General features: G+C 73.6%; 10 protein-coding genes. 3 read left to right on the top strand and 7 right to left on the bottom strand.

Translation table 11 applies throughout. From position 1 onward, the window contains the following. Positions 1-110: 110 nt before the first annotated feature. From ACFP6A_RS05835 to dxs, 3 genes are all read left to right on the top strand, one after another. Positions 111-2,936 carry an aconitate hydratase gene (locus tag ACFP6A_RS05835; RefSeq protein WP_379602316.1) on the top strand — a complete coding sequence of 942 codons (2,826 nt, stop codon included), beginning with the start codon at positions 111-113 and terminating at the stop codon, positions 2,934-2,936. Positions 2,937-3,005: 69 nt separating this feature from the next. Beyond that, complete coding sequence (locus ACFP6A_RS05830; protein ID WP_379602315.1) at positions 3,006-3,374, top strand: hypothetical protein; 369 nt, start codon at positions 3,006-3,008, stop codon at positions 3,372-3,374. Positions 3,375-3,529: 155 nt separating this feature from the next. After that, the gene (gene dxs / locus ACFP6A_RS05825; protein WP_379602313.1) at positions 3,530-5,497 is read left to right on the top strand and encodes a 1-deoxy-D-xylulose-5-phosphate synthase; all 1,968 of its coding nucleotides are present in this window, start codon (positions 3,530-3,532) and stop codon (positions 5,495-5,497) included. Positions 5,498-5,781: 284 nt separating this feature from the next. On the opposite strand, the gene ACFP6A_RS05820 is transcribed toward dxs, so the two are convergent. The 7 genes from ACFP6A_RS05820 to ACFP6A_RS05790 all read right to left on the bottom strand — a co-directional run bounded on the left by ACFP6A_RS05820 (position 5,782) and on the right by ACFP6A_RS05790 (position 13,003). Continuing rightward, positions 5,782-6,675, bottom strand: coding sequence for a hypothetical protein (locus ACFP6A_RS05820; protein ID WP_379602311.1), 894 nt, complete (start codon positions 6,673-6,675; stop codon positions 5,782-5,784). Positions 6,676-6,807: 132 nt separating this feature from the next. Then, entirely contained in the window at positions 6,808-7,044 is a 237-nt protein-coding gene (locus ACFP6A_RS05815; RefSeq protein WP_379602310.1) for a hypothetical protein, read from the bottom strand. Between the two features lie 9 nt (positions 7,045-7,053). Continuing rightward, a complete protein-coding gene (locus tag ACFP6A_RS05810) occupies positions 7,054-9,177 on the bottom strand; it encodes a 3-hydroxyacyl-CoA dehydrogenase NAD-binding domain-containing protein (RefSeq protein WP_379602308.1) in 2,124 nt (707 codons plus the stop codon). Then, positions 9,174-10,394, bottom strand: a complete 1,221-nt coding sequence (locus ACFP6A_RS05805; RefSeq protein WP_379602306.1) for a thiolase family protein — start codon at positions 10,392-10,394, stop codon at positions 9,174-9,176. The genes ACFP6A_RS05810 and ACFP6A_RS05805 overlap by 4 nt, the downstream gene beginning before the upstream one ends. Positions 10,395-10,492: 98 nt before the next feature. Then, entirely contained in the window at positions 10,493-11,716 is a 1,224-nt protein-coding gene (locus ACFP6A_RS05800) for an HRDC domain-containing protein (RefSeq protein WP_379602304.1), read from the bottom strand. Positions 11,717-11,741: 25 nt separating this feature from the next. Further along, positions 11,742-12,344: a response regulator transcription factor gene (locus tag ACFP6A_RS05795; RefSeq protein WP_379602302.1), complete on the bottom strand. Its 603-nt coding sequence runs from the start codon at positions 12,342-12,344 to the stop codon at positions 11,742-11,744. An 83-nt stretch (positions 12,345-12,427) separates the two neighbouring features. Beyond that, positions 12,428-13,003: a DUF3000 domain-containing protein gene (locus ACFP6A_RS05790; protein ID WP_379602300.1), complete on the bottom strand. Its 576-nt coding sequence runs from the start codon at positions 13,001-13,003 to the stop codon at positions 12,428-12,430. Positions 13,004-13,112 lie beyond the last annotated feature (109 nt).

The raw sequence follows: 13,112 nt of genomic DNA, 5'->3' as shown, positions 1-13,112 counted from the left end.
GTTGGATTATCTTGATGTCAAGATAACTGCCGGATCGAGAGTCCGGTCCCGGTGGTCCAGGATGGGTACGAGGACCGGTACGAGGACCGCGGCCGACGGAAGGAGCCAGCGTGAGCACCGCTGCGAGCAAGGACAGCTTCGGAGCCAGGGGGACCCTCGAGGTCGGCGGCTCCAGGTACGAGATCTACCGGCTGGACGCCGTCGAGGGCGCTGACCGGCTCCCGTTCAGCCTCAAGATTCTGCTGGAGAACCTGCTGCGCACGGAGGACGGCGCGAACACCACCGCGGAGCACGTGCGCGCGCTCGCCGGCTGGGACCCCGAGGCCGAGCCGGACACCGAGATCCAGTTCACCCCCGGGCGGGTGATCATGCAGGACTTCACCGGCGTCCCGTGCGTGGTGGACCTCGCCACGATGCGCGAGGCCGTGGCCGAGCTCGGCGGAGACCCCCGTCGGGTCAACCCGCTCGCCCCGGCCGAGCTCGTCATCGACCACTCGGTGATCGTCGACGTGTTCGGCAGCCCGGACGCCTTCGAGCGCAACGTCGAGTACGAGTACCAGCGCAACGGCGAGCGCTACCAGTTCCTGCGCTGGGGGCAGACCGCGTTCGACGACTTCAAGGTCGTCCCGCCCGGCACCGGCATCGTCCACCAGGTCAACCTCGAGCACCTCGCCCGCGTCGTCATGCGGCGGGACCGCGACGGCACCACGGTGGCCTACCCGGACACCTGCGTCGGCACCGACTCGCACACGACGATGATCAACGGGCTCGGCGTCCTGGGCTGGGGTGTCGGCGGCATCGAGGCCGAGGCCGCGATGCTCGGGCAGCCGGTCAGCATGCTCATCCCGCGGGTCGTCGGCTTCCGTCTCACCGGGGAGATCCCGACCGGCGCGACGGCCACGGACGTCGTGCTGACCATCACCGAGATGCTGCGCCGGCACGGCGTCGTGGGCAAGTTCGTCGAGTTCTACGGCGAGGGCGTCGCAGCGGTCCCGCTGGCCAACCGAGCCACCATCGGCAACATGAGCCCCGAGTTCGGCTCGACGTGCGCCATCTTCCCCATCGACGACGTCACCCTGGAGTACCTGCGGCTCACCGGCCGGGACGACGAGCAGGTCGCCCTGGTCGAGGCCTACGCCAAGGAGCAGGGGCTCTGGCACGACCCGTCGGTCGAACCGCGCTACTCCGAGTACCTCGAGCTCGACCTGTCCACGGTCGTGCCGAGCATCGCCGGACCGAAGCGCCCGCAGGACCGCGTCGCGCTCAGCGAGGCCAAGACGTCCTTCCGCCAGGCCCTGCGCGACTACGTCGACCACGACGAGAACGTCTACGGCGCCGCGGACGAGGGGTCGGTGGAGTCCTTCCCCGCGAGCGACCCGCCGGCGGTGCACGAGGCCGCGAAGTCCGGGGAGACCTTCACCCGGCCGGCCCCGGTGGACTCCCCGCAGCTGGAGCGGGTGAGCAAGCGGGTGCCGGTGACGATGCCCGACGGCACGCAGACGGAGATCGACCACGGCCACGTCGTGATCGCGTCGATCACCTCGTGCACGAACACGTCGAACCCGTCGGTGATGGTCGCCGCCGGGCTGCTGGCGAAGAAGGCGGTCGAACGCGGCCTGTCGTCCCGCCCGTGGGTGAAGACGTCGTTGGCCCCGGGCTCCAAGGTCGTCATGGACTACTACGAGAAGGCCGGCCTCGTGCCGTACCTCGAGAAGCTCGGCTTCCACCTCGTCGGGTACGGCTGCACGACGTGCATCGGCAACTCCGGACCACTGCCGGACGCCGTGTCAAAGGCGGTGCAGGAGAACGACCTGGCGGTGGTCTCGGTGCTGTCCGGCAACCGGAACTTCGAGGGCCGGATCAACCCCGACGTCAAGATGAACTATCTGGCCTCGCCGCCGCTGTGCATCGCGTACGCCCTGTCCGGGACGATGGACTGGGACGTCGAGAACGAGCCGATCGGCGTCGACTCCGAGGGCGCCGAGGTCTTCCTGCGCGACATCTGGCCCTCGCCGGCGGAAGTCCAGGCGGTCATCGACGAGGCGATCAGCCAGGACATGTTCACCAAGGACTACGCCGACGTGTTCGCCGGTGACGAGCGGTGGCGCTCGCTGCCCACCCCCGAGGGCGAGACCTTCGCCTGGGACCCCGAGTCCACCTACGTCCGCAAGCCGCCGTACTTCGAGGGGATGGGCGTGCAGCCCGAGCCCGTGGAGGACGTCACCGGGGCGCGGGTGCTCGCCCTGCTCGGCGACTCCGTCACCACCGACCACATCAGCCCAGCAGGGGCGATCAAGCCGGACAGTCCGGCGGGCCGGTACCTCGCCGAGCACGGGGTCGAGCGCAAGGACTTCAACTCCTACGGCTCGCGGCGCGGCAACCACGAGGTGATGATCCGCGGCACCTTCGCCAACATCCGGCTGCGCAACCTGCTTCTCGACGGCGTCGAGGGCGGCTTCACCCGGGACTTCACCGCCGGCGGGCAGCAGGAGACCATCTACGACGCCGCCCAGCACTACGCCGAGGCCGGTGTGCCGCTCGTCGTCCTGGCCGGCAAGGAGTACGGGTCCGGGTCGAGCCGGGACTGGGCGGCCAAGGGCACCCGGCTGCTCGGCGTCCGTGTCGTCATCGCCGAGAGCTACGAGCGGATCCACCGCTCCAACCTCATCGGTATGGGCGTGCTGCCGCTGCAGTTCCCCGACGGCGAGTCAGCCGCGTCGCTGGGGCTGGACGGTACCGAGACCTTCGACGTCCGCGGGATCACCGCCCTGAACGAGGGCCGCACCCCGCGGACCGTCACGGTGACGGCGACCAAGGAGTCCGGCGAGACGGTGGAGTTCGAGGCACGGGTGCGGATCGACACCCCCGGCGAGGCGGAGTACTACCGCAACGGCGGCATCCTGCAGTACGTGCTGCGGTCGCTCATCGCCGGCTGACCGGCCGGCGACGGGCCGTGCGGGTTCTTCCGGGGCCAGCTGTCGGGGTCGTGCCGCACGATGGTCCTCGTGACCTCGCACGCCCCTCCCGGCTGGCCCCGGGACGTCCCCCCGCCGGACGCCGACGAGTGGCGGTCCCGCGCCGTCGGCTGGCTGCTCGACCTGTGCCCGGCGGACTACCGGGGCCACCCGGTGCTGGCTCGGCACCCCGTCGCGCTGGCCCGCCTGGCCGCCCACCACGTCGAGGCCGGGCTGGAGGCCCAGCGCCGGGCGCGCGCCACGGCCCGCGAGCGACTCGGTGACGTCCTGCCGCCCGGGGCGATGGACGAGGTGCTCGAGGTGCTGGACGTCGAGCAGGCGCGCCTGCTGGCCGCCCGCCGCGGCGTCGAGCTCGTCGAGACGGCCCTGCGCGGGCAGCGCTTCGTCCCCCGGCTGTGACCCGCCCTGCTGGACGCTGGCGCGGCGCTGGTCCGGCGAGTCGCGACGTCCGGACCTGGACCGGCCGGTCACGGCGCCCCACCTGGACCGGCGGGCCGCGACGTCCGGACCTAGACTCGTCGGCGGACACCACCGCCTGCCGAGGAGCCTCACCCGTGCCCACCTTGCTCGAGACCGTGCGTTCCCCCCGGGACCTGCGCGCGATGACTCCGGTGCAGCTCGAGCGACTCGCACGGGAGATCCGGTCCTTCCTCATCCAGGCCGTGTCCCGCACCGGCGGCCACCTCGGGCCGAACCTCGGTGTCGTCGAGCTGACCATCGCCCTGCACCGGGTGTTCGACTCCCCGCGCGACACCTTCGTCTTCGACACCGGGCACCAGGCCTACGTGCACAAGCTGCTCACCGGACGCCAGGACTTCGCCCGGCTGCGCCAGAAGGGCGGCCTGTCCGGTTACCCCAGTCGCGCGGAGAGCGAGCACGACGTCGTGGAGAACTCCCACGCCTCCACGTCGCTGTCGTGGGCCGACGGGATCGCCAAGGCCCGCCAGCTACGGGGGGAGTCCGAGCGGTTCGTCGTCGCCGTCATCGGTGACGGGGCGCTGACCGGCGGGATGGCCTGGGAGGCGCTCAACAACATCGCCACCGGACAGGACCGCCGGCTGGTCATCGTCGTCAACGACAACGAGCGCTCCTACGCGCCCACCATCGGCGGGCTCGCCCACCACCTCGCCACGCTGCGGACCACGAAGGGCTACGAGCGGTTCCTCGAGTGGGGCAAGGGAGCGCTGCAGCGTGGCGGCGCCCCGGGCCGGCTCGCCTACGAGACCCTGCACGGGATGAAGAAGGGCCTCAAGGACATCGTCGCCCCGCAAGGCCTGTTCGAGGACCTCGGCCTCAAGTACGTCGGCCCGGTCGACGGCCACGACGTCGAGGCGGTCGAGCACGCCCTGCGCCGCGCCAAGGCGTTCGGCGGCCCGGTCATCGTGCACGCCATCACCCGCAAGGGCCAAGGCTTCTCCGCGGCCGAGGCCGACGAGGTCGACCGGTTCCACAGCGTCGGGGTCATCGACCCGGAGACCGGGCAGCCCCTCACCGTGCCCGGTGGGTCCTGGACGTCGGTGTTCTCGGACGAGATCGTCCAGATCGCCCGCCGCCGGTCGGACGTCGTCGCGATCACCGCGGCCATGCTCATCCCCACCGGCCTGGACCGGTTCGCCGCGGAGTTCCCCGACCGGGTGTTCGACGTCGGCATCGCCGAGCAGCACGCGGTCACCAGCGCGGCGGGCATGGCCTACGCCGGCCTGCATCCGGTCGTGGCGGTCTACTCGACCTTCCTCAACCGGGCGTTCGACCAGGTCCTCATGGACGTCGCCCTGCACGGCGCCGGCGTCACCTTCGTCCTCGACCGGGCCGGTATCACCGGCGACGACGGCGCCAGCCACCACGGGATGTGGGACCTCGCGCTGCTCCAGCTTGTCCCGGGCCTACACCTGGCTGCTCCCCGGGACGCTGCCCGCCTGCGGGAGGCGCTGGGGGAGGCCGTCGACATCGCCGACGCCCCCAGCGTCGTCCGGTTCTCCAAGGGTGTGGTGCCCGACGACATCCCCGCCGTCGACCGGGTGGGGGCGGTCGACGTCCTGGCCCGGCCCGAGCTCGCGGTTAGCGGTGGGGACAGCGACGGCGCCCCGACTGCGGGGCTCCGGACCCTCGACGCCGACGTGCTCGTCGTGGCCGTCGGCGCGCTGGCCGGCACCGGCCTGGAGGTCCGCGAGCGGCTGCGGGACCAGGGGATCACGGCCACCGTGGTCGACCCGCGGTGGGTACTGCCGGTGCCCGAGGAGCTCGTCACCCTCGCGCGACGGCACCGACTCGTCGTCGTCCTCGAGGACGGTGTGCGCGTCGGGGCCGTGGGCGCCCGGCTGGTGCAGACCCTCACCGACGCCGGCTGCGCGGTGCCCGTGCACGAGGCCGGCGTGCCGTGCCGGTTCATCAGTCACGCCAGCCGGTCGGAGGTGCTTGCCGAGGTGGGCCTCACCGCCCGGCAGGTCGCCCTCGACGTCGCAGCCCGGGTCAGCGCCGACACCGCGGCCGGTAGCGACGCAACCCTCCCGTCGTCCCACTGAGCCACTGACGGCCCCGGGGCCCTGCTCGCCTCAGGGTGCGGTCGACGGATCACCTGGTTGTGATCAGTCGCAGCCCCTCTTCGTGATCATGCAATCCCGCCACCCGCCGGCCACCGTCCCGCTCGCAGAATGCTGGGTTGTGGGCATGACACGCCGGCCAAACGGTGCCGAGCGCAGCATTCTGTGGTTGAGGCGCCAGACGGCAGGGTGGCGGGATTGCATGATCACGAAGGGTGGGGGCGGGGCAGGGTGGCGGGATTGCGTGATCACCGAAGGGTGGGCGTTCAGGGGGTGTGGTATCGGACGTCGCGCAGGGCGGGGCCGTCGGTGACGGGGTCGGCCAGCGACTGGGCCACCGGGTCGCCCCGGGGGAGGGCCATCCGCACCTCGTCGGCGGTGACGAGCAGCGGGCGCGGGTAACCGCGCTCGACCTCCGGTGTCGCCGACCAGGCGGCGGCGACGAACGCGGGGTCGATGCGGGCCAGGTCGTACCAGCCGCGGCTGCGCATCGGCACTGCGAGCGCGCGCATCCCCGACCCGTCGCCGGCGGCCAGGTACCCGCGCAGGGCGGACGACGCGAGCAGCGTCGGGACGTCGCAGCCGCCGACCGGGCGCAGCACGCTGTGCCGACCGGCGCCCTCGTCGCGGGCGAGCCGGTGCGCGGCCAGCGCACCCATCGCCTCGGCGTGACCGCGCAGCCGGCGCCACCACTGCCGGGTGTCCGTCCCCGCGGCGACGGTGACGCTGCGGTGCAGCGGGACGACCTCCTCGTCGTCGCCGAGCACGCCGACGACGCCGACGCCGAGGCGCACGTCCCCGCCGAGGACCGTCTCCCGGACCCACCCCGGACCGAGGTCGTCGAGGTGCCCCTCGGGCAGCGCCAGGGCCCGCGCCGACTGCTCCAGCACCGCCGGCGCCCGGCTGCCGAGCTCGCCGACGAACCGGCGCAGTCGCAGCAGGACGCTGATCCGCCGGCGCGCCGCCTCTGAGGCCACGTCGGCACCGGCGACGACGTCGGCTAGCTCCGTCCAGCGCACCAGCACCGGCCGGCGTCCCGGCAGGTGCACCCCGCCCTCCCGCGGCTCGAGGTCCACGTCGTCCAGGACGGACACCGCCAGGACCGCTCGGCGCAGCAGCCCGGGGTCCGGGTCCCCGGGCCGCGGGGCCGGCGCGTCCATGCGCCCACGGTACGGCGGCCCGACCGGGCCAGCTGATCGACGCCTGCGCGGATCACTCGATCGGCGTCCGGACGGTGGCGACCTCACAGCCCTGACCCGGAGTACGGCACCTAGGAGGGGATGCGGCGGTGGCTACTCGCCGGCGCCGTCCGCGCCGAGCGGCACGGTGAACGGCTGGGCGATGCAGACCGGCGGCTCCGGGTGCACCTCCACCGTGTCGGTCACCGAGACGTACGCCCCACCCAGCAGGACCGACAGCGGGACGGCGTAGCGGTTCGTCTGGGGCAGTCCGGGCAGCTCCAGCGGCCGGGCGTCGTCCCGGACGTCGTCCCGGTCTACCGGCGAGGGGCTCGCATCCATCCCGTTCATCCCGTCAGGCTAGGGGGTGCTGGCCACCCCGCGCGGCAGGAACCGCCGGCCGGTGACCTGCTCGGCGACGCCGGTGCGGTCCAGCAGCGGGGTGAGCCCCCCGTTCCAGAACTGGAACCCGGCGCCGGTGATCATGGCAAGGTCGATGTCCTGCGGCTCGGCGACGACCCCGTCGTCGAGCATCCGCCGGGCCTCGTCGGCGAGCGCGGACAGCACCCGGGTGCGGATCTGCGCCGGGTCCAGGACGACCGGTTCGGCGGGCTGCTCGAAGAGCTCGAGCACCTCCTCGTCGAGCACCGGCCGGCCCCCGTCGGTCCGGTAGAAGCCCGGCTTACCGGCCTCGACGACCCGGCGAAGGTTCTCCGAGACGTAGAACCGGTCCGGGAAGGCGCGGTGCAGTGTCTCGTTGTTGTGCAGCGCCACCGCGGGGCCGACCAGGCCGAGCAGCATGAACGGGGGCATCGGGGCCAGGCCGGCCATCGAGCGGTCCGCGACCGGGATCGGCGTCCCCTCGTCGACGATCCGGGCGATCTCTCCCATGAACCGGCCGAGCAGCCGGTTGACGACGAACGACGGGGAGTCGGTGACGAGGATCGTCGTCTTGCGTAGGGTCTTCGCGGTCGCGAACGCGGTGGCCAGGGTGGCGTCGTCGGTGCGCTCACCACGGACGATCTCCACCAGCGGCATGACGGCGACCGGGTTGAAGAAGTGGAAGCCGACGACCCGCTCCGGGTGCTGCAGGCGCGAGGCCATCTCGGTGATCGACAGCGAGGAGGTGTTCGTCGCCAGCACGCACTCGGGGGAGACCACCGCCTCCACCTCTGCGAGGACCTGCTGCTTGACGGACATCTGCTCGAACACGGCCTCGATGACGAAGTCCGCGTCGGCGAACCCGTCCTTGGACGTCGAGCCGGTGACCAGGGCACGCAGCCGGTTGGCGGCGTCCGGGGAGACCCGCCCTCGGGCCAGCAGCTTGTCCACCTCGGCGCGCACGTAACCGACGCCCTTGTCGACCCGGGCCTGGTCGAGGTCGGTCATCACGACCGGCACCTGCAGCCGGCGGGCGAACAGCAGCGCGAGCTGGCTGGCCATGAGCCCGGCCCCGACGATCCCCACCTTCGTCACCGGCCGGGCGAGCCCGGTGTCCGGGGCCCCGGCCGGGCGCTTGGCGCGGCGCTGGACCAGGTCGAAGGCGTAGACGCTGGCGCGGAACTCGTCGCTGAGGATGAGGTCGGCGAGGGTGTCGTCCTCCGCGGCGAACCCGGCGTCCCGGTCGGCGGTGCGGGCCAGACGCACCAGGTCGAGTGCCCGGTAGGGCGCCGGCGCGGCCCCGGCGACCTTGGCGTCGACGGTGGCGCGTGCGGCGTCCACGGCGGCCTGCCAGGCCTGCTCGTCCCGGTCCACCTCCGGCCGCTCGACCTGCTCCTCACCGGCCAGCACCCTCGCCGTCCAGCGCAGCGACTCGGTGAGGAAGTCCGCGGGCTCGAAGAGCGCGTCGGCGATGCCGAGCCGGGCCGCCTCCACCCCGCTGATCGTCGTGTTGTTGCTCAGCGGGTTGGCGACCATGACGGTCAGCGCGGCCTGCGGGCCGACGAGGTTGGGCAGCAGGTAGCTTCCGCCCCAGCCGGGGACCAGCCCGAGGAAGCACTCCGGCAGCGCCACCGCGCTCACCCCGGAGGAGATCGTCCGGTAGGTGCAGTGCAGGGCGATCTCCAGGCCGCCGCCCATCGCCACACCGTTGACGTAGGCGAAGGAGGGGACGCCGAGCTCGCCGAGCCGGCGCATCTGCTCGTGGCCGAGCCGGGCGATGGCCAGGGCCTGGTCGCGGTCGGCGATCCGCCCGACGTCCTTGAGGTCGGCACCGACGGCGAAGACGAACGGCTTGCCGGTCAGCCCGACCGCGCCGACCTGTCCGGCCCGGACCCGCTCCTCGACGCCGTCGAGGGCCTCCTTGAGGTTGAGCAGGCCCCGCGGACCGAAGGTCGTCGGCTTCGTGTGGTCGAAGCCGTTGTCCATCGTGATCAGCGCCATCGTCGGACCGCCGGGCAGCTGCACGTCCCGGACGTGGAACTCGGTGACCCGTTCGTCGCTGGACTCGGCCAGCAGGCGCGCGGCGTCGGTCGTGGTGCTCATCGGGCGTCGTCCTCCGTGCCGTAGTCCGGGTGGTGCGGGTTCTCCCAGAGCACCGACCCGCCCATCCCCATGCCGATGCACATCGTCGTCAGGCCGTAGCGGACCTCGGGGTGCTCCTCGAAGTGCCGGGCGAGCTGGTTCATCAGCCGGATCCCCGAGGCGGCCAGCGGGTGGCCGACGGCGATCGCCCCGCCCCACGGGTTGACCCGCGGGTCGTCGTCCGCGATCCCGAAGTGGTCGAGGAAGGCGAGCACCTGGACGGCGAACGCCTCGTTGATCTCGAACAGGCCGATGTCCTCGATGCCCAGGCCGGTGCGGGCCAGCAGCTTCTCCGTGGCCGGGACCGGTCCGACCCCCATGACCTCCGGCTCGACGCCGGCGAAGGCGTAGTCGACGAGGCGCATCCGGGCGGTGAGCCCGAGCGCGTCGGCCGCCTCGGCGCTGGCGAGCAGGCAGGCCGTGGCGCCGTCGTTGAGCCCGGCGGCGTTGCCGGCGGTCACCCGGCCGTGCGGGCGGAACGGGGTCTTCAGGGACGCCAGGCCGTCCATCGTCGTCCCCGGCCGGGGCGGTTCGTCGGCCACCGCCAGCCCCCACCCCTGCTCGGCGCTGCGGACGGCGACCGGGACGAGGTCCGGCTGGACCTTGCCCGCGGCGTAGGCCGCGGCGAGCCGCTGCTGGCTGATGACGGCGAAGGCGTCGGCGCGCTCCTTGGTCAGGTGCGGGAACCGGTCGTGCAGGTTCTCCGCGGTCGCGCCCATGGACAGCGCGGACGGGTCGACGAGCCGCTCGGCGACGAGCCGGGGGTTGGGGTCGACCGCCTCGCCCATCGGGTGCCGGCCCATGTGCTCGACCCCGCCGGCGACCACGACGTCGTAGGAGCCGAAGGCGATCCCCGCCGCGGTGGTCGTCACCGCGGTCATCGCGCCGGCGCACATCCGGTCGATCGCGTACCCCGGCACGGACGCCGGCAGGCCGGACAGCAGGGCCACCATCCGGCCGATCGTCAGGCCCTGGTCGCCGATCTGCGTCGTGGCCGCGACCGCCACCTCGTCGACACGCTCAGGCGGCAGGCCGGGGTTGCGGCGCATCAGCTCGCGCACGCAGGCTACGACGAGGTCGTCGGCGCGGGTCTGCGCGTACATGCCCTTCTCGCCGGCCTTGCCGAAGGGGGTTCGGACGCCGTCGACGAAGACGACGTCCCGGAGGGTGCGGGGCACGGGGCCTCCCGGTCGGGACGGTGGGTGGTGTGCGCGCCTCAGGCTACTCACCGGTAACTGCTGGCTGGTAGCGGCCGCCGTGGTGGCGCCGGTCACGGTCAGGTGACCGCTGCGCCCTCGCCGGCCAACGCCTCGGCGAGCGGGCCCGCGAGGAGCGACACCTGCCACGGCCGCGCCCCACCGGCCCGGAGCCGCTCGGCCACGTCCTGGGGACCGGCGGGCTCGGGCGGCTCCCAGCACAGCCGGCGCAGCAGGTCGGGCTGCAGCAGGTTCTCCACCGGGACGGCGTGCTCGCGGGACAGCGCAGCGACGGCCTGCCGGGCCGCGGCCAGGCGCGCTGCGGCGTCCGGGTTGCGGTCCTTCCACAGCCGGGCCGGAGGCGGGCCCTCGCTGGCCAGCGTCGGGGCGGGCAGCTCGTCGTCGGAGAGCCGGCGGGCCCGGTCGACGGCGGCGAACCAGCGGGCGGCGATCCTGCGGTTGGCCGGCCCGGAGAACACCGGCAGAGCGGTGAGCTCGGGCACCGACGCCGGCATCGCCGCGGCAGCGGCCACGATCGCCCGGTCGGGCAGCACCCGTCCCGGCGCCAGGTCTCGCCGGCGGGCCATCTCCTCGCGCACCTGCCACAGCTCTCGGACGACGGCGAGCTGGCGGCGTCCGCGGACGGTGTGCAGGCCGGACGTGCGCCGCCAGGGCTCGAGCCGCGGGGCCGCCGGTGCCGCGTCCCGGACGGCGGCGAACTCCTGGGCCGCCCAGTCCGACTTGCCCTGCGCGGCCAGCTCCGCGGCCAGGGTCTCGCGCAGGTCCAGCAGGACGTCGACGTCCAGGGCCGCGTAGGTGAGCCACTCGGCCGGCAGCGGCCGGGTGGACCAGTCCACGGCGGAGTGCTCCTTGGCGAGCTGCCAGCCGAGCATCCGCTCGACCACCGCTGCCAGCCCGACCTTCTCGAAGCCGGCCAGCCGGGCGGCCAGCTCGGTGTCGAACAGGTCGCCGCCGGGTCGCAGGCCCACCTCGGCCAGGCACGGCAGGTCCTGGGACGCCGCGTGCAGCACCCACTCGGCGTCCCCGAGAGCCTCGCCGAGCACGGCGAGGTCGTCGAACGGGACCGGGTCGACGAGCACGGTGCCGGTACCGGCACGGTGCAGCTGGACGAGGAACGCCCGCTGGCCGTAGCGGTAGCCGGAGGCGCGTTCGGCGTCGACGGCGACCGGTCCGGTGCCGGCGGCCAGCCGCTGCGCGACCGCCTGCAGCGCGGCCGGGGTGTCGGTCACCTCCGGGACGCCGCCGCGCGGGCTCGTCAGCGGTCGCGGCTCGCGAGGGTCCATAGGAACACCGTAGGCGGCGACCCGGTCAGGAGATCACTCCGGCGCGCAGTGCCACGACCGTCATCTCGGCCCGGTCACCGGTGCCGAGCTTGCGGGCGATCCGGGCCAGGTGGCTCTTCACCGTCAGGCCGGACAGGCCGAGGGCCTCGCCGACCTCTCGGTTGGAGTGGCCGTCCGCGACGAGCTGCAGCACCTCGATCTCCCGGTGGGACAGGCCCTTGACGGACTCGGGGACCGGTCGAGCCGGTTCCGGGCGCGGGACGGCGTCGGTCAGCACCAGGCAGCGCACACCCCCGCGGACGGCGGCCCGCAGGGTGTAGGGGTCGATCTCGTTGGCCAGCACGACGGTTCGGCGCCAGCCGGCGCTGCGCAGGTCGCGGACCAGACCGATGCCGGACCCGTCGGGCAGGGTCGCCTCGACGACCGCCACGTCGGGGTTGCGGGGCAGCACCGCGCGTCGTGCCTCGCCGACGGTGCGGGCCGCGACGACGTCGCTGGCGCCCAGCACTCGCAGCAGCCGCACGGCGGTCTCGCGGGCCGCCGCGGTCTGCACCGCGACCAGTGCGGTGGACCGGCCGGCCTGCCGGACGACGGAGCGGGCGACGGCACCCTCCATGACAGCGGTCATGGCCGGTTCATCGGTGCGCCACCGGCCGACCTTGACGGTTCGGCGACGAGCAGTCCGGACGGCTGCTCAGCGCAGCCGGTTGCTCAGCGCAGCCGGCGAGGCAGGGCGGCCACACCCTCCGGCAGCGGCGGCAGGCCGGCGACCGTGCACAGCAGGTCCCCCCAGCCGCGCAGGTGCGGCCCCAGGTCGTCCCCGACCGGCGTCCACGAGGCACGGACCTCCAGCTCGACGCTGGCCGGCCGGTCGCCGAGCGCGGCGAACCCCTCGGACAGCACCCGGGTGACGGTGCCGCCGACGGCCACGGCGTGGGCGCCGGCCTGCGCGAGAGACTCCTCCAACCAGGCCCAGCCGACCTGACCGAGCAGCGGGTCGACGCCGGTCTCCGGCTCCAGCTCGGCGCGCACGAAGGTCACCGCCCGGTAGGTGCCCTCCCAGGCGTCCTGTCCGGCGGGGTCGTGCAGCAGGACGAAACGGCCGGTGGCCAGCTCGGCGCCCCCCACGACGACGTCGGCGGTGACCGCGACCGCGTAGGGGGCGATCCGCTGGGGGCCGGGGACCTCGGTCAGCACGACCTCCGGGCGCAGCCGGGCGGCACGCAACGAGGCCACCGCGCGCAGGAAGCCCTCCGGCGCGGGCCCGGGGACGTCACCGACCGGCACGGCGGCAGGGTACGTGCGCCACGTCGGTTGACCGTGGACGTCGCAGCGGAACCGGCGCGCCGCGGCGTCCGGGTGCCGGCGTCCGGGTGCCAGGAGCCGACTGAGAGGA

This window comes from Quadrisphaera sp. GCM10027208, assembly GCF_042658805.1.
Taxonomy (GTDB): Bacteria; Actinomycetota; Actinomycetes; order Actinomycetales; family SCSIO-59966; genus SCSIO-59966.
This window is presented reverse-complemented; position numbering and strand designations above follow the sequence as displayed.

Bases quoted from the DNA above. Each gene is read 5' to 3' on its own strand.
- ACFP6A_RS05820 (WP_379602311.1), bottom strand. From the start codon at position 6,675: ATGGACGCGCCGGCCCCGCGGCCCGGGGACCCGGACCCCGGGCTGCTG.
- ACFP6A_RS05815 (WP_379602310.1), bottom strand. From the start codon at position 7,044: ATGAACGGGATGGATGCGAGCCCCTCGCCGGTAGACCGGGACGACGTC.
- ACFP6A_RS05810 (WP_379602308.1), bottom strand. From the start codon at position 9,177: ATGAGCACCACGACCGACGCCGCGCGCCTGCTGGCCGAGTCCAGCGAC.
- ACFP6A_RS05800 (WP_379602304.1), bottom strand. From the start codon at position 11,716: ATGGACCCTCGCGAGCCGCGACCGCTGACGAGCCCGCGCGGCGGCGTC.
- ACFP6A_RS05795 (WP_379602302.1), bottom strand. From the start codon at position 12,344: ATGACCGCTGTCATGGAGGGTGCCGTCGCCCGCTCCGTCGTCCGGCAG.